This is a genomic window from Streptomyces sp. NPDC046203 (assembly GCF_040646255.1).
In the GTDB taxonomy this organism is placed as follows: domain Bacteria; phylum Actinomycetota; class Actinomycetes; order Streptomycetales; family Streptomycetaceae; genus Streptomyces.
In genome coordinates, this window is sequence record NZ_JBEYZX010000006.1 from 105,437 (window position 1) to 128,093 (window position 22,657).

Consider the following 22,657-nt stretch of genomic DNA (forward strand, 5'->3'; position numbering starts at 1 on the left):
GCTCGCACCCCGGCCGGCGGCCCGCTCGGCCCCGTATCGCCGCTGGCTCTCAATTCCCTTTATTTACAAGGGAGTTGAGAGTCCGGGAGCCGGATCCGTCGACCTCCCTCCAGGGATCCCGGACCCGCGCACGGCAGCGGTCCTCCACCGCCCGGAGGCCCGATTTCACGGTTTGTAGAAAGGGGTCGTGCTCCATTCCGCGTCTTGTATGAATGCCGGAAGGAGGCATTCGAAGATGAAGAGGTGGATACAGCGCGCCCGCTCGGGAGGCGAGGTGCTCCAGTCGCTGGTGGACGGTCTCGCCGAGGACCTGGGGCGTTCCGTCGTCCTCGACGACCCGCTGGTACGGCTCATCTGTTCCAGCCGGCACTTCGGCGACGAGGACGGGGTGCGCGTCCGCACCCTGCTCCAGGGGATCGCCGACGACGAGACCATCCGCTACGTGCTGTCGCAGGGCGTCGCCGAGTGGACCGCCCCCGGCATCCTGCCGGGGCGCGACGATCTCGGGCTGCTGCCGCGCTACTGCGTTCCCATCCGCGAGCGCGGCCACGTACTGGGCATCCTCATGGTCGTGGCGACCGGCGCCCCCCTCACGGAAGCCGAGATCGAGGCCATCGGTGGGACCGCCCGTGCCGTGGCCACCGAGATGTACGCCGAGCACCTGGCCTCGGACGCCGACGAGGAACGCACCCGCGACCTCGTGCACCGGCTGGTCGGCTCGGACGCGGCGCTGCGCTGCGAGGCGCACCAGCGTGTACTGGACGACGGGCTGCTCCCGGCGGGCCCGCACGTCGTGGTGACCCGGGTGGTCGTCGCCGGGCGGCGGGGGCCCTCCGGGCGGGGCGCGGTGGCGTTGCGCGGCGCGCTGGAACCGTACCGGCAGACCCGTACGGCCCGCGGTCTGGTCGGGATCGAACAGGACCGGGCGGTACTGGTGCAGGTCTTCCGGCGGGAGCCGTCGGAGGAGGAACTGGAGGTCCAGTCCCGTGCCGTCCTGCGCTCCCTGGAGACCTTCCTGGACGCGGAGTCGACGGCCGTCGTGGGCGTGGGTGGACGGCGGACGGAACTGCTGGACGCGTGGGTCTCCGACGATCAGGCCCGGGTGGCGGTGCGGGCCGCCCGCCGGCTGCCCCGGCTCGGGGGTGTCGCGGACTGGGAACGGCTGGGGGAGTACACGGTGTTCCTCCAACTGCCCGACAGCGCGCTCGGCGATTCCCTCGTACCCCGGCAGCTGCGGAGGCTGCTGGACGAGGGCGGCGGTGGCAATGGCAGTGGCAACGGCAATGGCGGCGGAAGCGGCAACGGCGGTGGTAACGGCGGCGGTTCCGGCTCCCGGCTGGAGGAGACCCTGCGCTGCTTCCTGGAGAACGCCGGTTCCGTACCCAAGACCGCGGAGGCCCTGGGGGTCCACCGCACCTCGCTGTACTACCGGTTGCGGCAGATCCACGAGATCACGGGCATGGACCTGGACAACGGCGCGCACCGGCTCTCCCTGCACATGGGGCTGCGGCTGTGGGACCTGATCCAGGCGCCCAGGGAAGCCGATCGGGCCTGAGCGGCCGAGCGGCCGAGCCCCGAGCCGCCGCGCACCCGTCCACCCGTCCACCCACCTCCGTCCCGACCTCCGTTGCTACAGAGCGAGGAAGCTTCGGTGGGCAATTCCTACGGTGGTCGGTGGTCAACGGGGCGGGTCCGCGGCAAGAATTCTTACGAGCCGCCACCCGGCTTCGACAAGGAACGGACGACGACGAGCACCATGCGCGAACTGATCACCAACGACGGTGTGGCCCTGGCCTACCGGGACAGCGGGGGCGACGGAGTCCCGCTGGTCCTGCTCCACGGCTGGGGCCAGACGCAGGAGATGTTCCGTCACCAGATCGAGGGGCTGGCACCGGGCCGGCGCGTCGTGACGGTCGACTTCCGCGGCCACGGCCGCTCCGCCAAGCCCCGGCACGGCTACCGCATCGCGCGCCTGTCCCGTGACGTCCTCGAACTGGTCGACCACCTCGGCCTCGGCACCTTCGACGCGCTGGGCTGGTCGATGGGCGCCTCGGTCTGGTGGAGCTTCGCCGACCAGTACGGCACCGGGCGCATCCGCCGTCTCGTCTGCGTCGACCAGCCGGCGGCGGTGGCGGCGGTGCCGTGGACGACGCCGGACGAACAGCGGGCGAGCGGGGCCATCTTCGACGTGGCGGGGCTCCTGGAACTGGGGGCCGCGCTGGCCGGCCCGGACGGCGAGCAGGCCCGCGAGGACTTCGTCCGCTCGATGTTCAGCGGGGACACCGACCCGGAGCTGCTGGCGTTCGTGACCGAGGAGATCCGCGCCACCCCGGCGTACGCGGGTGTGCCGCTGCTCTTCGACCACTGCGCCCAGGACTGGCGCGACCTGCTCGGCCGGATCGACGTACCGACGCTGGTGCTCGGCTGCGAGGGCAGCCATGTGGACCCCGCCTCGCAGCGGTTCATCGCCGAGCGGATCCCCGGCGCCCGGCTCCATGTCTTCCCGTCGAGCGTCGCGAGCTCACACTTCCCGTTCCTGGAGAACCCGGCGGAGTTCAACGCCGTCGTGGAGAAGTTCCTCTCCTGACCTTCCTCTGCTACAAGATCCGCCTCTGATCTGCCGCCGTCACGGCGATCTCCCCCTTCGTCTCCCCTTCCCCTGTCGTCGAGCGACGAGCCGTTCTTTGGCGACCCCCGTACCCCCTCGCGCGCTCAGAACCGATCGGAGCCTCCCATGATCCCGTCGGGTGCCTCACCCATGCCCGAAATCGACTTCCCCCAGCAGGACCGGGCCGCCGTCGCCACTCACGACGTCGGCAACGGCTGCATCGACGTCCTCTCCCCGCCGCCCGGCACCGACCCCGAAGACTGCCTGTACGTCACCCTCCACGTGCAGGGCGCGGCCTCCCTCCGGCGCGACGGCGTCAGCACCGCCCTCGCCCCCGGCGACCTGCTGATCGGTACGACCCCGAACCCGGCGGGTCTGCTCCAGGACGCCGAGGCGCGGATGCTCCGATTCCGGGTCCCCTGCTTCTACTTGGGGGTACGGGTCCGCGAAATCCGGCGCACGGGCGGGCTGTTGGCGCGGGGAAGCGAGGGAGTCGGTTCGCTGGCCTCCCAGTTCCTCAAGACTCTCGCGTCCCAGAGCCGGAACCATCTCTCTCCGCCGTGCCGCCATCTCGCGCGCAGTGTGTGCGACATCGTGGCCGTCCTGGTGGCCGAACTCCTCGAAAAGGAACAGCCGGAGGCGCCGACCGCCGCGGCCGGGATCCTGGCGCGCGTCCACGCCCACATCGACGAGAACCTCGCCGACCCGGATCTCTCGCCCGACGCGATCGCCCGCTCGCAGCACATCTCGGTGCGCTATCTGCACCGGCTCTTCCAGCAGGACGGGACGACGGTGGGGCAGTGGGTACGGCAACGACGCCTCGACGCCTGCCGTCGGGAGCTGGAACGCCTGCCCCGCTGGCGGACCAGCGTCGCCGCCATCGCGCAGCGCTGGGGCTTCGTGAGTCCGTCGCACTTCAGCCGGGCGTTCAGGGCGGCGTACGGGCTGTCGCCCAGGGAGTGGCAGATGTACGCCACGAGGGCCGACGGCACCCCGGACCGCCCGGCCTCCTGACCCCGCGCCCTTCCCCTTCCCCGCGCCCTCCTCCCCGCGCCCTCCTCCCCTCTCCTCCTTCGTGCTCTTCCTCCGCACCGCCCGAAAGACCACCATGCCCTCCACCTGGCCCACGATCGTGATCGTCCACGACGGCTGCTCCGACGCCACCACCTGGTTCGGTGTCATCGCCGAACTCCACCGGCGCGGGCTGACCGTCCTCGCCGCCGCGAACCCGCTGCGCGGCCTCGCCCACGACGCCGCTTACGTGTCCTCCGTCGTCGCGGGCATCGACGGCCCCGTCGTCCTGGTCGGCCACGCCTATGGGGGCGCGGTGATCACCCAGGCGGGAGCCGCCCCCGGCGTCGTCGCGCTGGTCTATGTCTCCGCGTACCTCCCGGCAGAGGGCGAGAGTTACCAGGCGCTCGCGAGCCGTTTCGCCCCCGCGCCGATCCTCGCGTGCCTGCGGCGCACGCCGCTCGGGAGGAGCGAGACGGCTTTGGCGTCCGGTCCGGCCGCCGATGCGGCAGTCGACTCGACGGCCCTGCCGGAGGCGGAACTCACCGTGCCCGCCGACGCGTTCCGCGAGCTGGTCGCCGCCGACCTCGACCCGGAAGTCGCCCGCGCTCTCGCGGCGGTCCAACGCCCGATGGCGACAAGGGTGTTCAGCGATGTGCCGACCGTGGCGGCCTGGCGTCACAAGCCCGCCTGGGCCCTGGTGACCGGCGCGGACCAGGCGCTGCCGCCGCAGCTGCAGCGCTTCACGGCCGACCGCGCCGACGCCACCGTGCTCGACCTGCCCGAAGCCTGCCACGCCGTGGCCGTCTCCCAGCCGACGGCGGTGGCCGAGTTCATCCACGACGCCGCCCGCGTGGCGACGGGGGACGGAGCCAGGGCCGAGAGCGGGACCGGGGCCGGGATCGGAACCGGGATCGGGACCGGAGCCCGCCATGCCCGCTGACTGCGCGACCCCCGTCCTGGAGGGCCGACTGCTCCTGGATGAGGGGAAGTTCATCGAACTCCCGGTGCGCTTCCTCTACCTCCCCGAGGCGCCGTACTCCGTCGTGATGGAGTTCCCCGGCTTCGACGCGGCCGTCGGGGCCTGGGAGTTCTCCCGCGACCTGCTGTGGGAGGGCCTGCACACGGCGGCGGGCGTCGGGGACGTACGGATCTGGCCGCCGTGCCCCACCCACGGCCTGCGCCGGCTGCGGATCATGCTCCAGGGCGAGGACGGCACCGCGATGGTCGAGGTCCCGGCCAAGCCGGTGCGGTCCTGGCTCCGGGGGCGCAGCTTCGCCCTCGTCCCCCGCGGCCGAGAGTCCGAACGCGCGGCCGTCGACTGGGACGCGGAACTGACCCGCCTGGTCCGCGGCCGCTGACCAGGGTGGCGGGGGCCACCCGGGCCCCGTCCCGGTGTTCCCTCCCCGTCCGGCGTTTTCCTCCCCAAGGAAGCAATTACCGGGGAGGGAAACCTCCCTGATGCTGAGGAATTCTGTCGGATCGCCCGCCTTTACACTCACCTGCATGACGACCGATTGGGTGGCGGAATGGCGACGCGTTGTTCACGGGCGGCGCCTTGGTGAGTGCAGCCAATCACTCGCGCACGGAACTCCCGTCCCACCTCCGTTGTCCGAAGCGGAGATCTCCGAAGCGGAGGCGGAACTGGGCGTCACGTTCCCTGACCAGTACCGAGAGTATGTGCTCCGGCAGAGCGCCGGCGGTGCGGTGAACCGGCTGTGCCGGTCCGCGGCAGGCTGGGGCTGGAGCGGGGATTCGCTCACCAATTACGACTTGCTCACCACCGACTTCCCGCATCCGGACTCCTACCGTGCCTACGAGGACGAGCTGGACGCGCGGGAACCGAAGGAGCGGGACTTTCCTGACCGCGACGCCTACCAAGCAGCCTGGGATCAGTGGGACAGCGAATTCGGAGTGCTCCAGGAGCGCAAGACGTCCGGTGCTGTCGTCCTCCAGGAGAACGGCTGCGGCTTCTCGACCCTGCTTGTCGTCACCGGTCCCCACCGGGGCTCGCTGTGGTTCGACGCCCGGGCCACCTGCGACAAGATCCTTCCTCTGAACCTGAACGGTCGGCCTGTGTCGTTCACGGACTGGCTCGCTCGGGGGTCGATGGGGTTGCTCACCTGGTGAACTCGCCCGGAAGGCGCGGCGCCGGCCTACTCGAAGCGCAGGTCGGCGAGGGTGCCGAGGTCGCGCTCGTAGAGGCCGTAGACCTTCGGGGTGTTGACGGAGGTGAGGAGGCCCCGGTCGGTCTCCGGCCCGGTCGGGCGGCACGGGAACAGGTGTCCGTCAGCAAACCATGCATGCGTGCTTGCTTGTTTCTGGCGCCGGTGCCAAGGTCTCACCGAGCCGCCGCAGCACCCGATCTCGATCTCGAACCCGATCCCTCCTTCGCCACCACCGTCACCGTCCCATTCGAAGGGCCACGCATGGTGTTTCGCAGCGAGTACGCGGATGTCCCGGTTCTCTCCCTCCCCATCCACGACGTCGTCCTCGGGCGCGCCGCCGAGTTCGGGGAGACGCCGGCGCTGGTCGACGGCAGCGGCGGGGACGGGGCTTTGAGTCTCAGCTATGCCCAACTCGACGCTCTGCACCGGCAGGTGGCGGCCGGGCTCGCCGGGGCCGGGGTGGGCAAGGGGGACGTGGTCGCCCTGCACAGCCCCAACAGCGTGCTGTTCCCCGTGGCGTTCTACGCGGCGACCCGGGCCGGGGCCGCCGTGACCACGGTGCATCCGCTCGCCACCGCCGAGGAGTTCGCCAAGCAGTTACGGGACTCGGCGGCGCGCTGGATCGTGACCGTGTCACCGCTGCTCGCGACAGCGCGGGAGGCGGCCCGGCTCGCGGGCGGTATCGCGGAGATCTTCGTCTGCGACCGCGCGCCCGAGGGGAACGAGGCCGGGAACGAGGCCGGGAGCGGGCCCGGCGTGCGGTCGTTGCAGGAGTTCCTGGGGACGGCGGAGCCCGTCCCGGACGTCGCCGTCGACCCGGCCACGGACCTGGCGGCGCTCCCGTACTCCTCCGGCACCACCGGCGTCCCCAAGGGCGTGATGCTCACCCACGCGTCCATCGCCACCAACCTGGCCCAGCTCGAACCGCTCGTGCCGATGGGCCCCGGCACCCGGATCCTCGCGATCCTGCCCTTCTTCCACGCGTACGGCCTGACGGCCCTGATGAACGCCCCGCTGCGGCTCGGCGCCACCGTCGTCGTCCAGCCGCGCTTCGAGTTCGACGGCTTTCTCGCCGCCATCGAACGGCACCGCATCACCGCCCTGTACGTGGCGCCGCCCATCGTGCTCGCCCTCGCCAAACACCCGGCGGTCGCCGACCACGACCTGTCGTCCCTGGAGTACATCGTCTGTTCCGCCGCCCCGCTCGACGCGGCGCTCGCCGAGGCGTGCTCCGCGCGGCTCGGTCTGCCGCCGATCCGCCAGGCGTACGGGATGACGGAACTCTCCCCGGCCACCCACCTGGTGCCGCTCGCCGCCGTCGCCCCGCCGCCCGGCACGGTCGGCAAGCTGCTGCCGTCGACCGAGATGCGGATCGTCTCCCTCGACGACCCCACGAAGGACGCGCCGCCCGGCGCGGAGGGCGAGATCGCGATCCGGGGCCCGCAGGTCATGAAGGGCTATCTGGGGCGGCCCGAGGCCACGGCGGAGATGATCGGCGCGGACGGCTGGCTGCGCACCGGCGACATCGGGCGGGTCGACGAGGACGGCTGGCTGTACGTCGTCGACCGCGTCAAGGAGCTCATCAAGTACAAGGGTTACCAGGTCCCGCCCGCCGAACTGGAGGCCCTGCTCCTCACCCACGAGGGCATCGCGGACGCCGCCGTCATCGGGGTCGACGGCACGGACGGCACCGAGATCCCCAAGGCGTTCGTCGTACGCCAGCCGCACGCGGCGGAGTTGAGCGCGGAGGAGGTCGCGGCGTTCGTCGCGGCGCGGGCCGCCCCGTACAAGAAGGTCCGGCAGGTGGAGTTCATCGACACCGTGCCCCGGGCGGTGTCGGGAAAGATCCTCCGCAGGGAGCTGCGCGCACGGTAGGAATGGTATGAACCACAGGAAGCAAGAGTGACGAGCGAGCAGGGGGACCACGCATGAGCTTCGTCCGCACGGCGTCCGAGCGCGGGATCACCACTCTCACGCTCGACTCCCCAGCCGCTCGCAACGCGCTGTCCGCGGCACTCGTCACCGAACTCTCCGACTCCCTCGCCGCCTGCGGCAAGGACCCGGCCGTCCGCGCGGTGGTCCTCGCCCACACCGGCACCACCTTCAGCGCGGGCGCCGACCTGAAGGCGCCGCCCAGCCCGTACGCCTTCGTCGATCTGCTGCGACAGATAGTCGAACTCCCCAAACCCGTGGTCGCCGTGGTCGACGGGCACGCCCGGGCCGGCGGCCTCGGACTGCTCGGCGCCTGCGATGTCGTACTGGCCTCGGACGGCGCCGACTTCGCGCTGACGGAGGTACGGATCGGGGTCGCCCCCGCCGTCATCGCCCTCACCCTGCTGCCGAAGCTCGAACCCCGGGCCGCGGCTCGCTACTTCCTGACCGGCGAGCGCTTCGGTACGGCCGAGGCGCGGGCGATGGGCCTGGTGACCGGACCGCTCGCCGACCTCGAACCGGTCCTCGACGGGCTGCGGCGGGCCTCACCACAGGGGCTGCGCGCGACGAAGCGACTGGTCACGGCTAGAGTCCTGGAAACCTTCGAGCGCGACGCGGAGGAACTGGTCCAGTTGTCCGCCACGCTCTTCGCCTCCACCGAGGCGAGAGAAGGGATGACGGCCTTCCTCGAGCGACGGGACCCCGCGTGGCGACTGTGAGTGGCGGCGGCTCCACCGGACAGCCGGGAACCCCTGCGACCCGTACGGGTTCCCCGGGCCTTACGGGATCTACGGCCCCTACGGGCCTTACGGGATCTGCGGGCCCTACGGGATCTGCGACCCCTGAGGGTTCCACGGCCCCTAGGGGATCTGCGGCCCGTACGGGTTCCACGGCCCCTACGGGACCTCAGGACTCCGCGAGCCCTACGGGCCGTAAGGGCTCCACCGGAACCCCGGGCCCGGGACACGCCGGCCGCGGTGCCGGGCCCAAGCAGGACCGCAGCCGGGCCACCCGCCAGCGGCTCCTGGAAGCGGCGGTCGCCTGTCTCGCCGAGTACGGCTGGGCGGGTTCCACCGTCGCCGTCGTCGCCGAACGCGCCGGGGTCTCGCGTGGTGCCGCGCAGCACCACTTCCCCACCCGCGAGGACCTGTTCACGGCCGCCGTCGAGTACGTCGCAGAGGAGCGCTCCGAGGCCCTGCGCACCCTGCCCACCCAGGACCGGCCCACGGTCGTCGCGGGCCTCGTCGACCTCTACACCGGCCCGCTCTTCCGCGCCGCGCTCCATCTGTGGGTCGCCGCCTCCGACGAGGAGCAGCTGCGGCCCCGGGTCGCCGAACTGGAGGCCCGGGTGGGCCGCGAGTCACACCGGATAGCCGTCGAACTGCTCGGCGCCGACGAGTCCCGCCCCGGCGTCCGCGAGTCCGTCCAGGGCCTTCTCGACATGGCCCGGGGCCTGGGCCTCGCCACCCTCCTCACCGACGACCGGGCCCGCCGCGAGCGGGTCGTCGCGCAATGGGCCCGGCTTCTGGACGAGGCCCTGGGCTGAGGGGCGACGGGGCCGGGGGAGCGACAGGCCCCCGCCGGCCGAGGGACGACGTTGCGGGGCGCCCCCGACGGACGCCCCGCACCTGCCACCCGTAGCGGCTGACCCGTACGGCCTGGCCGGTACGGGCAATCCCGTACGGGCGCACTCCTACCGGCGGTTCCTCGCACGCGTAGGCCGTACGCACAGGCCCCTACGGGCACTTCCCTACCGCCGGACCCCTACGGGCAGCCCCGCCCTGGCAGCCCCTCCGCTCAGCGAACCGAGTCGGCGATGTCGGCGAAGCCCTCGATCTCGCGCGGGTCGCGCTGGCCCGGGCCGATGTAGCGCGCGGACGGGCGGACCAGCCGACCGGTGCGCTTCTGCTCCAGGATGTGCGCCGACCAGCCGGCGGTACGGGCGCACGTGAACATCGAGGTGAACATGTGCGCCGGGACCTCGGCGAAGTCGAGCATGATCGCGGCCCAGAACTCCACGTTCGTCGCGAGCACCCGGTCCGGGCGGCGGTTGTGCAACTCCTCCAGGGCCGCCTTCTCCAGCGCCTCCGCCACCTCGAAGCGCGGCGCGCCGAGCTCCTTGGCCGTGCGGCGCAGGACGCGGGCGCGCGGGTCCTCGGCGCGGTAGACGCGGTGGCCGAAGCCCATCAGCCGCTCGCCCTTGTCGAGGGTCTGCTTCACGTACGCGGTCGCGTCGCCGGTGCGCTCGATCTCCTCGATCATGCCGAGGACGCGGGACGGCGCGCCGCCGTGCAGCGGGCCGGACATCGCGCCGACCGCGCCGGACAGGGCGGCGGCCACGTCCGCGCCGGTGGAGGCGATGACGCGGGCGGTGAAGGTGGAGGCGTTCATGCCGTGTTCGGCGGCCGAGGTCCAGTAGGCGTCGACGGCCTTGACGTGCTTCGGGTCCGGCTCGCCGCGCCAGCGGATCATGAACCGCTCGACGATCGAGCCCGCCTTGTCGATCTCGCTCTGCGGCACCATCGGCAGGCCCTGGCCGCGCGCCGACTGGGCGACGTACGACAGCGCCATGACGGCGGCCCGGGCGAGGTCGTCGCGGGCCTGCTCGGCGGAGATGTCCAGGAGCGGCCTCAGGCCCCAGACGGGCGCGAGCATGGCGAGCGCGGACTGGACGTCGACGCGGATGTCGCCGGAGTGCACCGGGATCGGGAACGGTTCGGCGGCCGGCAGGCCGGGGTTGAAGGCACCGTCGACGAGCAGGCCCCAGACGTTGCCGAAGGAGACATGGCCGACCAGGTCCTCGATGTCGACTCCGCGGTAGCGGAGCGCGCCGCCCTCCTTGTCGGGTTCGGCGATCTCGGTCTCGAACGCGACGATTCCTTCGAGTCCGGGTACGAAGTCGGACATGGGGCGGCTCCTCGGTCGATCGATGGTGCTGGCTGATGGTGCTGACTGACGGTCTGACTGATGGTCTGGCTGGTGGTCTGGCTGATGGGGCGGGGCTGCGGCGCGGACGGTACGGACCGTCGGACGGCCGGACAGCCGAGAACGTTTGATCGATGATCAATCATTCGATCGTCGACTCACCCCGGCTTGGGGGAGAGCGACAGTGATTCGGGGCGATTCAGGGGACGAGTCTGTACGGTTCCGACGATGCGGGGAAGCGTGACATCCGGCACACTGCGCCAATCCAGCGGAGAAGGATTGGCACTGCGTGCCACTGGGCAGAATGAAGCGCTGCGGCAGGATGGGCACGTGACCGACGCCCTCGATCCCGCCGACGCGCCCCGCCCTGCCCGCGATTCCCGCGATGCCCCGAATTCCCGCGGCTCCGGCGACTCTCGCGCTTCCCTCGACCCGCTCGATCCCGCCGACATGCGCGAGCAGTACCGGACCCGGGAGCTGACCGCGGAGGACCTCGCACCCGGGCCGATCGGACAGTTCGCCCGCTGGTTCAAGGAGACCGCCGCCAATCCGGCGATCCACGAGCCGAACGCCATGATCGTCTCCACTGCCGACGCCGACGGCCGCCCCTCCTCCCGTACGGTGCTGCTCAAGCACTACGACGAGGCCGGCTTCGTCTTCTTCACCAACTACGGCTCCCGCAAGGGCCGCGAGCTGACGGCCAATCCGTATGTCTCGCTGCTCTTCCCGTGGCATCCGCTGGCCCGCCAGGTGATCGTCGGCGGTCGCGCCGAGCGCACCGGCCGGGACGAGACCGTCGCGTACTTCCGCACCCGCCCGCACGGCTCCCAGCTCGGCGCCTGGGCCAGCCGCCAGTCCACGGTGATCGGCTCGCGGGCCGAACTGCTCGCGCGGTACGAGGAACTGGCCGCCCGCTACCCGGAGGACGAGCAGGTGCCGGTGCCGCCGGAGTGGGGCGGCTTCCGGGTCGTACCGGAGACGGTGGAGTTCTGGCAGGGGCACGAGAACCGGCTGCACGACCGGTTGCGGTACGTGGCTGAGGGCGGGTCCTGGCGGGTCGAGCGCCTGTCCCCGTGACGTAGCCCCGTGACGTAGCCCCGTGATGTAGCCCCGTGACGTACGGGGTCCGACTCCGGCCGGGTCTCGCCCTGGCCGGGTCCGCCGCTCGCCCGACCGGGCCTGTACTTGGACCGGGCCTGACTCGGGTCGGGCCTGACTCGGGTCGGGCCCGGCTCTGACCGGGCCGGGCGACCGCCGGCCGGGCCTTGGGCGACCGCCCCAAAAACGCGAACGACCCGTGGGCCTTGGTCCCGTCCGCCTAGGTTCGGACGGGAGCCGGTCGGACTGACCGGCGGCCCACGGGTCGGGTGACTGCGGTGGTGTCGGCAGATGGCCTGCCGAACCGCACAGGAGTGCGACGGCAGGCCTTAGCCCGCAGTCACCTCACGAGTCCGAAAAGAAATCATTTTTCCGGATCACCTCCTTTCGCGTGTAGCCCCACTCTAGGAAGCGCCCGCCGGCCGGCTCAACCGGTTTTTCGCGGCCTTCCTCCCCCGTGGATCCGGCGGCGGATTTTTTGTGGCCTCCTTACGCCGAACTTTCACCGAAGGGGCTGTGTCCTGGGTCACGTTTCGAGTTGAATGAGACAGGGGGTGGCCTGATGAGTGGCTCTATGCGCGACACGACCGACACGGCGAGCGTCCCGGAGGTTCCGGGCGTCGATCTTCTCGCCGCTCTGCTCGACGGGATGGACGCGGCGCTCTGCGCGCTGGACGCCACCGGCACCATCACCCACTGGAACCGCGAGGCCGAACGCATCCTCGGCTGGAGCGCCCGGGAGGCCGTCGGACGGCGCGGTTTCGACGGATGGGCGGCCCGCAGCGCCGACGCCGAGGAGATCCTGGCGCGGCTGATGTGCGCGATGTCGGCGCCCGGCCGGCAGGTCCACGAGTTCGCCCTGCTGCGCAAGGACGGCGGACGGGTCCTCGTCCGCACCCAGACCACCGGGGTGCGCGGCGCCGACGAGCGCCCGGCCGGGGTGTACTGCGCCTTCGGCGAGACACACGTCCAGATCGACCTGGAACGCTCGCTCGCGCTCGGCGAGGCACTGCTCGCGGACGCCGCCTGGGGAGTCGTCCTCGTCGACCCGGATCTGCGGCCCGCCGTGCTGAACGGCCACGCCGCGCGCGCGTTCGGCGCGCCCCGCGCCACCCTGCTCGGCCGCCCGCTCGGCGATCTCGTCGGCCAGGGGGTCGACGAACTGGAGAGCGCCCTCCTGCACGTCCTCGCCACCGGCGGCGCGCCCGAACCGGCCGACGTCTGGGTGACCCTGCGCGGCCCGCACGGCGAACGCCGCCGCTGCTGGCGCTGCGGCTTCGTCCGGCTCGCCTCGCCGTTCGCCGAGGCCGACGACCCCGTACCGCTGGGCGCGGGCTGGATCTTCCAGGACGTCACCGACGCCCGCCGGGCCGCCCGGGACGCCGACCGGCTGACCCTGCGCTTCGCCCGGCTGCACCGCGCGTGCGCAGCCGCCGCCGAGTGCGAGGACCCGGAGCGGGCCGCCGCCGCGCTCCTCGACACGGTGCTCACGGGCTACGCGGACCACGTCCTGGTCGACCGCGCGACCCCGGACGGACGGCTGGTACGGATCCTCGCCGGTCAATCCGGCACGGCCTCCCCCGGGCCCGTCGCGACTGTCTCCTCCGGCGGCATCCCGACCCGCTACCCCGCCGCCCATCCCGCGCTCCTGGCGCTCGCCCACCCGGCCCCGGCCCGCGCCGAGGCGCCCGTCGCCGCCACGCCCGGCAGATCAGGCACACCCGCCTCCGGAACCCCTGCCCCCGGTCCCCCCGGCGCCTCCACCGCCGACGCGTCGCGCTGGGCCGCCGACCACCTCTGGCCGGCGGACACGGTGCGCGCCCTGTGCCTGCCGCTACGGGCCGGCGGCCGTACGCTCGGCGTCCTCACTTTCCTGCGCGCGGCGTTCCGGCCGGCCTTCTGCCGTGAGGACACGGCATATGCCGAAACGGTGGCGGCCCAGGTCGCGGCGCGGCTGGCGGCCGGGACGGCTGCGCGGACCGACGAGACCTGAACAAGGGAGCAAGGGAGCGGGGGTCGTGGCGGATACTCGCCACGACCCCCGTACGGCTGAAGTTTTCGCCCGCCGAGGCCGACCCCGGCGGTGGTACTGCCCCAGGACCGGCGCCTCGGTACCGGCCGCCCCTTGTCCGCCGCTCCGGTCCCGCCGACGCCTCAGTGGCGGTAGAAGATGCGGTCCCCGTACTCCGTCATCACCCGGCCGTTCCACTCGTGGCCGCCGTCCACGTTCCCCGAGCGCAGCAGCGGCGGCTCGATGCCCCGCCGGACCAGCTCCTCGACCGCCGCCGCCGTCATGGCCTGCATCAGGGCGCTGGTGACGACCGTCGAGGCGGGGCCGAACGGCGCGTCGACGGCCTCGTGGGAGAGCTCCGCGTCCCCGACGGGGATCTTGGAGTCGAGGACGATGTCGCAGTGGTCCATGAGGTACGTGCCCGAGGAGTGCCGGGAGCGCGTCTTCGTCGCGTACGCCAACGAGGTCACCCCGATCACGGTGAGGCCGAGGGCGCGCGCGTTCATCGCCATTTCGACCGGCAGGGCGTTGCGCCCCGACAGGGAGATGATCACCAGGACGTCGCCGGACCGGGCGGGGGAGGAGTCGAGGACCGCGCCCGCGAGGCCGTCGACCCGTTCCAGGGCCGAGCCGAGGGTCGCGGGCACGACGTCGACGCCGACGGTGCCCGGCACCGCGAGCAGGTTCATCAGGGCCAGTCCGCCCGCGCGGTAGACCACGTCCTGCGCGGCCAGCGACGAGTGGCCCGCGCCGAACGCGAAGAGCCGGCCGCCCGCGGCGACCGTGTCGGCGATGGCGGTTCCGGCGGCGGCGACGGACGCCGTCTCCTCGTTCCGTACCTTCTCCAGCAGGCCGATGGCGGCGTCGAAGAACTGCCCGGCCAGCTTGCTCTCGCCCATGGCGGCGGCTCCTTCTCCCTTGTGGTCGCGGATCACGGTGCGGTCCGGACCATTGCTCTGTCAATACCGCCTCGTCCGGTGCGCCACGGTTGTCGGTGTGATGCGTCAGAATTGGGGCAGGGCCAGCGCACGACTCATCAAGGGGCACGTATGTCCGGACTGATCGACACCACCGAGATGTATCTCCGCACCATCCTGGAGCTGGAGGAGGAAGGTGTGGTCCCGATGCGTGCCCGGATCGCGGAGCGGCTGGACCAGAGCGGTCCGACCGTGAGCCAGACCGTGGCCCGCATGGAGCGGGACGGCCTGGTGGCCGTCGCCAGCGACCGTCACCTGGAGCTGACCGACGAGGGCCGCCGCATGGCCACGCGCGTGATGCGCAAGCACCGGCTCGCCGAGTGCCTGCTGGTGGATGTCATCGGCCTGGAGTGGGAGCAGGTCCACGCCGAGGCGTGCCGCTGGGAGCACGTGATGAGCGAGGCCGTGGAGCGCCGCGTCCTGGAGCTGCTGCGGCACCCGACGGAGTCGCCGTACGGCAACCCGATCCCGGGTCTCGAAGAGCTGGGCGAGCGGTCCGAGGCGGAGTCCTTCCTGGACGAGTCGATGGTGTCGCTCGCGGACCTGGAGGCCGGCGTCGACGGCAAGACGGTGATCGTGCGGCGGATCGGCGAGCCGATCCAGACGGACGCGCAGCTGATGTACACGCTGCGGCGCGCGGGCGTGCAGCCCGGTTCCGTGGTGTCGGTGACGGAGTCGCCCGGTGGCGTCCTCGTGGGCAGCAGCGGCGAGGCGGCCGAGCTGGACGCGGAGATCGCGGCGCACGTCTTCGTCGCCAAGCGCTGAGCCGGCGCCGGAGCTGCCGCACCTCGACTTGAGCCGACCCCGAGTCGCCCCCGACTCCAGTCGGCCGAGTCGCACCCCGACCCGGACCCCGTGCCCGGGCCTCGACACCGTCCGCCGACCCGCCCCCCCCCGGGGAGTGTTTTTCCTGTGACCCCGGTGCTTCCCGCCACGATTCACGGCGGAACGGCCGCGCGTACGCCCCTTTTTGTGCCACGCTGAGGGGATGAGGGCCGCCCTCCCGACCACGGACACGGACACGGACGCAACAGAGAACCCCGGCGCCGCATGGCGCCGGGGTTCGTCCTCCCCTGTGCTGACCCGGAGCCCCGAGCTCTCAAGGTCATTCCCCGCGGACCGGTTTCCCCGAGCGGTCCGCCCCCCGTTCAAGATCTCCCCCTGGCCGAGGTCGTCAACCCTTGAGGGCTGTCACTCGAAGGTGGGGTGTCACGTGGCAGAAGAGTGTTTTCGAATACGGGTTCGATAATCTGGTGCAGTTCCACGGATCAGGCGGGGTCATGGGGAAAGAGGGGGTGTCGAGGGGCATGGTGCGACGACTCGACGTCAAGGGAGCCGACGGCGTACGCCTGGCGGCCTGGGATTTCACGGAACCGGGCGCGCCCGCGAGCGGCCCCGGCGTCCTGCTGCTGCACGGGCTGATGGGCAGCGCCTCCCACTGGGCGCCGGCCGCCGAGTGGCTGGCCCCGCGGCATCGCACGATCGCCCTGGACCAGCGCGGTCACGGCGCGAGCGAGAAGCCGACGGGCCCGTACACCTGCGAGGCGTACGTGGCCGACGCCGCCGCCGTCGTCGAAGACCTCGGCATCGGCCCGGTGACCCTGGTCGGCCACTCCATGGGCGCGCTCACCGCCTGGCGGCTGGCCGCCGAGCGCCCCGACCTGGTCCGCGCGCTGGTCATCTGCGACATGCGGCCCTCCGCGCTCGGCGCGGCCTCGCAGCGCGAGTGGCAGGACTGGTTCCACCACTGGCCGGTGCCGTTCCCCTCGCTCGACGCCGTGCACCGCTGGTTCGGCGAGGACGACCCCTGGGTGGAGCGGCCCCGGCCGGCCCGGGGCGCGTTCTTCGCCGAGGTGATGGCCGAGCACGCCGACGGCTGGCGGCCCGTCTTCGACACCTCCCAGATGCTCACGTCCCGCGAGATCTGGGCACGTGAGGCGCACTGGGACTCGCTGGCGCAGGTCGCCTGTCCCACTCTCGTCGTCCGCGGGCTCGACGGCGCACTCGGCCGCGCCGAGGCCCAAGAGATGGTCCGGGTCCTGCCCCGGGGCGAGTACGCCGAGATCCCCGACGCGGGCCATCTGCTGCACTACGAGCACGCCGAGGCGTGGCGCGAGGTCGTCGAACCGTTCCTGAACGGCGTCCTCGCCGTCTGAGCCCGGGGCCGGGGCCGGGGCCAGGGCCGGGGCCAGGGCCAGGGCCGGGGGCGTACGCACACAGCGCGCGCCCCCGGAGCCCGTACCCCTGCTGCCCGTCCCCGAGCCCGTACCCCGGCGCGTGCCCCCGCCCCCGCTCCCGCGCCGCCCCGCCCCGCACAGCGCGAAGGCCCCCGCCGAAGCGGGGGCCTCCTGAAAACCGACTGACAGGGCCGCCGGGACCCGCCCGGCAGCCTCCGGCGCCGTCAGCCCTTGCTCACCGCCGCCAGGATCTCCGGCAGCCGCTTCGCGACGCGCGGGGCCGCCAGCTTCAACCCGGCCCACACGATCAACGCGCCGTACAGCGCGCCGCCGAGCAGCAGCCACACGCTCGTCATGGCGTCCTGGTCGAGCAGGAGCGACGCCGCGATCAGCGGCCCGCACAGCACCGACGCCGCGATCATGCTGCCGAAGATGGACAGCCAGGCGAGCCCGCCCTGCCCCGGCGCCACGTTCTTGTAGGCGCTGTCCTGCGGGATCGAGTACGGGAAGTTCGCCGACGCCAGCGCGCCGAGACCGACCATCGCGCCGAGTATCCCGAACGCCACGCCCAGGATCCGCGCGAAGCCGTTCCAGTCGCCGAGGACCGACGCCGTGATCACGAACGCCAGGAGCGTGTACGGCACGGTGATGGCCAGCAGCGCCAGCGCCCGCGCCCGCAGTTCGGCGTACGCGTCGGCCTTGGTGGAGATGGTCTGCGCGACCATCCAGAACGCCGAGGTGTCCTGGCCGAACTGGTTGAACATCTGCATGCCGAGCATGCCCGTGGCGAAGCACGCCCAGTAGAGCGTGCCGACGCCCTGCACGGCGTTGACCACCGGGATGATCAGACCGACGGCGAGCGAGGTCACCCACGACGCCTTCGTCTTCGGGTCGCGCCAGATGTAGCGCAGGCTGCGCTCCATCACGGCGCCGGTGCGTCCGGCCGGCAGCATCCGGCCGAGCCGGCCCGAGCCGGCCTTCGCGTCCTTGGCGCCCGCGCCGCCCCCGGCCGCGCCGATCGTCGAGCCGTCCGGCTCGGTCATCAACCGTACGAGGCTCTGCTGCCACCAGGCGACGAGCCCCACCAGGGCGGCCCCGGCGATCAGCAGCTTCACGACGGCGATCGCGTAGTCGCCGTCGGCCGCCGCGTCGATCGCGGAGAGCGCGGAGGCCGGCGGCAGCCAGCCCACCACCTCGGCGGCGGGCCGGAGCGCGGAGAGCCCGCCCGCCTGGCTGAGCCGCTGCGCGCCGAAGTTCACCAGTTGCATGCCGACCGCGATGATCAGACCGGACAGCAGGGCGAGGTCGCGTCCCTTGCGGGAGGTGAGGAGCCGGATGTTCGCGGCGGCGACGGCGCGCGACAGGGCCACGCAGCCGACGACCGCCAGCGGGACGGCGAGCACGGCGACGACCGTGGCGACCGCGCCGTGCGCGAGCGCCATCGCCGCGCCCAGTATCAGGACCAGGGTGAGCACCGGGCCGATGCCGACCAGCGAGGCCACGAGCAGGGCCCGGGTCAGCGGCCGGGGCCGCAGCGGCAGCATCACCAGACGCGAGGGGTCGAGCGTCTCGTCGCCGCTCGGCACGAACAGCGGCATGACCGTCCAGGCGAGCGCGAACACGCCGGTGAGCAGCACCGCCACCGTGCTCGCGTCCGTGTGGCCGCGCAGCCCGAGGAAGGCGAGCAGCATGCCGACGGCGAAGAGCGCGGCGAAGGCGACCGAGGCGATGAACGCGACCGTCCGGCCGCCGGACTGCTTCAGCCCGTTCTTCAGGATCGACAGCTTGAGCCGGACGAAGACCGCGGTCAGCGACGGCGCCTTCGCGGCGGACGCCGGAGAGGGCGCCGGAGAGGGCACCGAGTCGGACACGGGAGGAGTGGCGGTGGTCATCGGGTCGGCCCGCCCAGCCAGTCCAGGGACTCGCCGCTGTCCCGCCCGTTGGCGCCGACCAGTTCCAGGAAGGCGGCCTGGAGCGACGGCGCCGAGCCCCGTACGGCTTCCAGCGGGCCCTGCGCGCGGATCTGTCCGGCCGCCATGACCGCGACCCAGTCGCACAGCGACTCCACCAGCTCCATGACGTGGCTGGAGAAGACGACGGTGGCGCCGGAGGAGGTGTAGCGCTCCAGGACACCGCGGATGGTCTGCGCGGAGACCGGGTCGACTCCCTCGAACGGCTCGTCCAGGAAGAGGACTTCGGGGTTGTGCAGCAGCGCGGCGGCCAGGCCGATCTTCTTGCGCATGCCGGTCGAGTAGTCCACGACCAGCTTGTGCTGCGAGCCCGCGAGGTCGAGGACGTCGAGCAGCTGGGTCGCGCGCTTGTCGACCTCGGCGCCGGGCAGCCCGCGCAGCCGCCCGCTGTACGCGAGGAGTTCACGGCCCGAGAGCCGCTCGAACATCCGCAGCCCCTCCGGCAGTACGCCGATGCGCGTCTTGACCTGGGCGACCGACTCGGGGTCGGCCCAGACGTCGTGCCCCGCGACCCGGATGCGTCCGGCGTCGGGCCGCAGCAGGCCCGTGATCATCGACAGCGTGGTGGTCTTGCCCGCCCCGTTCGGACCGACGAGACCGATGAACTTGCCTGCGGGCAGGACCAGATCGACCCCGTTCACCGCGATCTGCTGGCCGAAACGCTTCCACAGCCCCTCGACCTGGACGGCGGGCGTGGCGCCGGTCTCCGGCGCACCACCCTCCGTACCCAACGAACCGTCATATGCCTGGTCAGGTGCCATATGCGTCTACCCCCTCCGTTGCCCCAATGGTCGGGACAACCTTACGGGCGGGGTGTGATCAGGCTATTTAGCCACTTTGTCGAGAAGTGCGCGAAGGGTGAGAGTGAGGAGGGGCGGGGGAGCCGCGGGGGCGATACGGCGGGGCGCGGGGAGGAGTACGGGCGAGGGGAGCCGTCTCCGGCCGGGCGTCACGGGTGCGGCGTCACAAGCGCGGTGTCACAGGTGCGGAGTCGCGGGCCCCGTGTGCCGGGTCGTGGGTCCGGGGCGCTGCGGCAGCCGGGGCCGGTCCGGTGGCCCCGGGCGCCGCGCGGCCTCGGCGCGCTCCGCCCGGTCCGCGTGCTCCCGGCGGTCGGCGCGCGAGACCCGCTCCATCCGTTCCATGCGCTCCTTGCGCTCCGCGTGTTCGCGGCGCTCGGCGTGCTCCCTGCGCTCGGCGCGTTCGGCCCGCTCGGCGGCGTACGTACGCCCGGCGCGCTCGACCCGGTCGACGCGCCGCGCTTCCTCCTCGTCGCGGTCCCGGGCGTCCGACATCTCCCGGCCGCGCGCGTACGCGAGCGGGGCGATCAGCTCCTCGACGTCGGGCAGCCAGCGGTTCGCCGGGGTCGGCTTGCGCGCCCACTGCACGAGGCCGTAGCCGCCGACCCGGGTCGGCGGGGCCACCACGTACCGCCCCTCGCCGTAGCCGACGAGTCCGAGCACGGACGGCATCCAGCCCAGGCTGCGCACCAGGTCCGGCATCTTGCCGGCGGAGCCGGGCAGGACGAAGAAGTACATCCGGCGGTCGGGGGTGTGGGTCACCGGGCCGAGCATCGCGTCCATCCGCTCCATCCGGGCCAGCGCGAGCAGCCCGGCGGTCTCGGAGACCTCGATGGCGTCGAACGTACGGCCGGTGGGCAGCAGGATGGACGCGGTCGGATGTTTCGACCACAAGCGGCGCGCACCGCCGGCGCTGCCCGTGGCCTGGGTCGACCAGTCGGGCCTGACCGGGTGGGCGCCGGGCATGCGACACGCTTCCGCGTCACAGGAACAGCGCACGCGGCCGCCTGGCACGGCCTCCAGCCAGGTCCCCGGGAACACGTCCCAGTGCCGCTCTTCCGCGTACCGCACGGCGTTGTCCAGAAGCGACTCTCGTCGTTCCTTGGGGATCTGTGCGGATTTCGTGACTCCGATGGTCTCTTCCACACCGGACTCAACTGCCGCCGTCACCCGGGGTTACGGGCGTCACGCTCCGGTGGGTGGCGCATCGTTCCCCTGCACGGGGCGCACGGGTGCACGGGCGGGGGCGCGTGGTGAGGTGGGGGCGGTGGGGCGGGTACGCAGTGCTGGGGCACCGACGCGGGAGCCCCGGAGACCGTCGCGGCCGGCGTGTCCGGTTTCGCGTGTTCACATCTGCATTGACCGGAATTCGGCCGGGCAGTGATCAGCCAGTCGATCGACGGGATCGACGAAGGCGACCGACCGACCGGCCGGATCGACGAACGTGACCGACGAACGCGACCGACGGGCCCGGCCGAAGCGCCGGGACCGCGGCCCGGAACCGCCGGGACGACCAGGCAGGCCCGAACCGTACGCCGGCCTCAGGGGGTTACAACCATGGCAGTCAGGCCACTCGTCGCCCGCCAGCCCAACGAACGGCTGCAGGCGCTCATCCAGGAGGCAGGGTGCTCCAACGCCGGCCTCGCCCGCAGGGTCAACATGGTCGGCGCGGAGCGCGGACTCGACCTGCGGTACGACAAGACGTCCGTGGCGCGCTGGCTGCGCGGGCAGCAGCCGCGCGGCCGGGCGCCCGGGATCATCGCGGAGGCGCTGGGCCGCAAGCTGGGCCGTACGGTCACCATCGACGAGGTGGGCATGGCCAACGGCCGCAACCTCGCCTCCGGCGTCGGCCTCCAGTTCGCGCCGACCGTCCTCGGCGCCATCGAGCAGGTGTGCGAGCTGTGGCGCAGCGACGTCGGCCGCCGGGACTTCCTGTCCGGCTCGGCGGTCGCCGCCTCCGCGCTCGTCGAGCCGAGCCGCGACTGGCTGATCACCGGGCCCGACCCGATGGTCGCGCGGGCCGCCGGGGCGCGGGTCGGGGCCTCGGACGTGGCGGCGGTACGGGCGATGACGGGCGCGCTGGTCCGGCTCGACCGGCAGTTCGGCAGCGGGCATGTGCGGCCGGTGGTCGTCCACTACCTCAACAGCGTGGTGTCGGGGATGCTCTCCGGCTCCTACCGGGAGGCCGTGGGGCGCGATCTGTTCGCGGCGGTCTCGCGACTGACCGAGCTGGCCGGGTACATGGCCGTCGACACCGGGCAGCCGGGGCTCGCCCAGCGCTACTACATCCAGGCGCTGCGGCTCGCCCAGGCGGCCGGGGACCGGGCGTACGGCGGCTATGTGCTCGCCGCGTCGATGAGCCATCTCGCCGCCCAGCTCGGCAACCCGCGCGAGATCGCCCAGCTCGCGCGGGCGGCGCAGGAGGGGGCGCGCGGGCAGGTGCCGCCGCGCGCCCAGGCGATGTTCCTGGCCGCCGAGGCCCGCGGGCACGCGCTGCTGGGCGACGGGCACGCCTTCGACCTGGTCGGCGGGCGGGCCGAGGAAGCGCTGGAGCGGGCCGATCCGGAGCAGGGCGACGACCCGGACTGGATCGCGCACTTCGACGAGGCGTATCTCGCGGACGAGCTGGCGCACGGTCACCGGGACCTCGGGCGGGGGCGGGAGGCGGCGCTCGCGGCCCGGAAGTCGCTGGCCGGCCACCCGGAGGGGCGGGCCCGGCGGCGCGCCATCGGGCTCGCGCTGCTCGCCGCCGCGCAGGTGCAGCAGCGCGAGGTGGAACAGGCGGTGCACACCGGGGGCCGGGCGCTGGAGCTGCTGCGCTCGCTGCGGTCCTCGCGCGGGATGGAGTACCTGGGCGATCTGAAGGAGCGTCTGGAGCCCTTCGCGGGGGAGGTGGTGGTACGGGAGTTCGGGACCCGGCTGGATCTGTACGCGGCGTGAGGGGCGCGCGCGGTCGTGGGGGGCGCCGGGGAGGCGCCGGGGG

Annotated in this window: 19 protein-coding genes and 1 pseudogene; 14 read left to right on the plus strand and 6 right to left on the minus strand. The window is 72.6% G+C overall.

Annotated elements, in window-relative coordinates; translation table 11 throughout:
• Window positions 1-235: 235 nt before the first annotated feature.
• The 6 genes from ABZ990_RS07345 (at window position 236) to ABZ990_RS07370 (ending at window position 5,749) form a co-directional block, all read left to right on the plus strand.
• A complete protein-coding gene (locus ABZ990_RS07345) occupies window positions 236-1,555 on the plus strand; it encodes a helix-turn-helix domain-containing protein (RefSeq protein ID WP_361226678.1) in 1,320 nt (439 codons plus the stop codon).
• Between the two features lie 201 nt (window positions 1,556-1,756).
• The gene (locus ABZ990_RS07350) at window positions 1,757-2,587 is read left to right on the plus strand and encodes an alpha/beta hydrolase (protein WP_361226681.1); all 831 of its coding nucleotides are present in this window, start codon (window positions 1,757-1,759) and stop codon (window positions 2,585-2,587) included.
• A 171-nt stretch (window positions 2,588-2,758) separates the two neighbouring features.
• The gene (locus ABZ990_RS07355) at window positions 2,759-3,622 is read left to right on the plus strand and encodes a helix-turn-helix domain-containing protein (protein ID WP_361226684.1); all 864 of its coding nucleotides are present in this window, start codon (window positions 2,759-2,761) and stop codon (window positions 3,620-3,622) included.
• Between the two features lie 94 nt (window positions 3,623-3,716).
• Window positions 3,717-4,562, plus strand: coding sequence for an alpha/beta hydrolase (locus ABZ990_RS07360; protein WP_361226686.1), 846 nt, complete (start codon window positions 3,717-3,719; stop codon window positions 4,560-4,562).
• Complete coding sequence (locus ABZ990_RS07365; protein WP_361226689.1) at window positions 4,552-4,980, plus strand: SsgA family sporulation/cell division regulator; 429 nt, start codon at window positions 4,552-4,554, stop codon at window positions 4,978-4,980. The genes ABZ990_RS07360 and ABZ990_RS07365 overlap by 11 nt, the downstream gene beginning before the upstream one ends.
• A 145-nt stretch (window positions 4,981-5,125) precedes the next feature.
• A complete protein-coding gene (locus tag ABZ990_RS07370; protein WP_361226692.1) occupies window positions 5,126-5,749 on the plus strand; it encodes an SMI1/KNR4 family protein in 624 nt (207 codons plus the stop codon).
• Window positions 5,750-5,775: 26 nt separating this feature from the next.
• On the opposite strand, the gene ABZ990_RS07375 is transcribed toward ABZ990_RS07370, so the two are convergent.
• Window positions 5,776-5,964: a hypothetical protein gene (locus tag ABZ990_RS07375; RefSeq protein ID WP_361226695.1), complete on the minus strand. Its 189-nt coding sequence runs from the start codon at window positions 5,962-5,964 to the stop codon at window positions 5,776-5,778.
• 84 nt (window positions 5,965-6,048) lie between these two features.
• Between ABZ990_RS07375 and ABZ990_RS07380 the strand changes: the two genes are divergently transcribed.
• From ABZ990_RS07380 to ABZ990_RS07390, 3 genes are all read left to right on the plus strand, one after another.
• A complete protein-coding gene (locus ABZ990_RS07380; protein ID WP_361226698.1) occupies window positions 6,049-7,662 on the plus strand; it encodes an AMP-binding protein in 1,614 nt (537 codons plus the stop codon).
• A 53-nt stretch (window positions 7,663-7,715) separates the two neighbouring features.
• Window positions 7,716-8,438 (plus strand): enoyl-CoA hydratase family protein, encoded by a 723-nt coding sequence (locus ABZ990_RS07385; protein WP_361226701.1) that lies wholly within the window; start codon window positions 7,716-7,718, stop codon window positions 8,436-8,438.
• A gap of 305 nt (window positions 8,439-8,743) precedes the next feature.
• On the plus strand, window positions 8,744-9,265 hold the full coding sequence (locus ABZ990_RS07390) for a helix-turn-helix domain-containing protein (protein WP_361226999.1): 522 nt from the start codon (window positions 8,744-8,746) through the stop codon (window positions 9,263-9,265).
• A 251-nt stretch (window positions 9,266-9,516) separates the two neighbouring features.
• Here ABZ990_RS07390 and ABZ990_RS07395 read toward each other — a convergent pair whose 3' ends face one another.
• Window positions 9,517-10,626 carry a citrate synthase 2 gene (locus ABZ990_RS07395; RefSeq protein ID WP_361226704.1) on the minus strand — a complete coding sequence of 370 codons (1,110 nt, stop codon included), beginning with the start codon at window positions 10,624-10,626 and terminating at the stop codon, window positions 9,517-9,519.
• Window positions 10,627-11,094: 468 nt separating this feature from the next.
• Between ABZ990_RS07395 and pdxH the strand changes: the two genes are divergently transcribed.
• Together pdxH and ABZ990_RS07405 are read left to right on the plus strand one after the other, a co-directional pair.
• A complete protein-coding gene (gene pdxH, locus ABZ990_RS07400; RefSeq protein WP_361227001.1) occupies window positions 11,095-11,721 on the plus strand; it encodes a pyridoxamine 5'-phosphate oxidase in 627 nt (208 codons plus the stop codon).
• 595 nt (window positions 11,722-12,316) lie between these two features.
• A complete protein-coding gene (locus tag ABZ990_RS07405; RefSeq protein ID WP_361226707.1) occupies window positions 12,317-13,735 on the plus strand; it encodes a PAS domain-containing protein in 1,419 nt (472 codons plus the stop codon).
• Window positions 13,736-13,896: 161 nt separating this feature from the next.
• Here ABZ990_RS07405 and ABZ990_RS07410 read toward each other — a convergent pair whose 3' ends face one another.
• Window positions 13,897-14,652, minus strand: coding sequence for an SIS domain-containing protein (locus tag ABZ990_RS07410; RefSeq protein ID WP_361226710.1), 756 nt, complete (start codon window positions 14,650-14,652; stop codon window positions 13,897-13,899).
• Between the two features lie 150 nt (window positions 14,653-14,802).
• Between ABZ990_RS07410 and ABZ990_RS07415 the strand changes: the two genes are divergently transcribed.
• Window positions 14,803-15,495: a metal-dependent transcriptional regulator gene (locus ABZ990_RS07415; protein ID WP_361226713.1), complete on the plus strand. Its 693-nt coding sequence runs from the start codon at window positions 14,803-14,805 to the stop codon at window positions 15,493-15,495.
• Window positions 15,496-16,037: 542 nt separating this feature from the next.
• The gene (locus ABZ990_RS07420; RefSeq protein ID WP_361226715.1) at window positions 16,038-16,886 is read left to right on the plus strand and encodes an alpha/beta hydrolase; all 849 of its coding nucleotides are present in this window, start codon (window positions 16,038-16,040) and stop codon (window positions 16,884-16,886) included.
• Window positions 16,887-17,131: 245 nt separating this feature from the next.
• Here ABZ990_RS07420 and ABZ990_RS07425 read toward each other — a convergent pair whose 3' ends face one another.
• The 3 genes and pseudogenes from ABZ990_RS07425 to ABZ990_RS07435 all read right to left on the minus strand — a co-directional run.
• The gene (locus ABZ990_RS07425; protein ID WP_361226718.1) at window positions 17,132-18,799 is read right to left on the minus strand and encodes a transporter; all 1,668 of its coding nucleotides are present in this window, start codon (window positions 18,797-18,799) and stop codon (window positions 17,132-17,134) included.
• The gene (locus tag ABZ990_RS07430; RefSeq protein WP_361226721.1) at window positions 18,796-19,638 is read right to left on the minus strand and encodes an ABC transporter ATP-binding protein; all 843 of its coding nucleotides are present in this window, start codon (window positions 19,636-19,638) and stop codon (window positions 18,796-18,798) included. Before ABZ990_RS07430 ends, ABZ990_RS07425 begins: the two co-directional genes overlap by 4 nt.
• Window positions 19,639-20,169: 531 nt before the next feature.
• A pseudogene (locus ABZ990_RS07435) lies at window positions 20,170-20,820 on the minus strand (bifunctional DNA primase/polymerase); the annotation flags it as partial.
• Between the two features lie 411 nt (window positions 20,821-21,231).
• Here ABZ990_RS07435 and ABZ990_RS07440 point away from each other — a divergent pair.
• A complete protein-coding gene (locus ABZ990_RS07440) occupies window positions 21,232-22,614 on the plus strand; it encodes a transcriptional regulator (protein ID WP_361226724.1) in 1,383 nt (460 codons plus the stop codon).
• The last annotated feature ends 43 nt before the right edge of the window (window positions 22,615-22,657 follow it).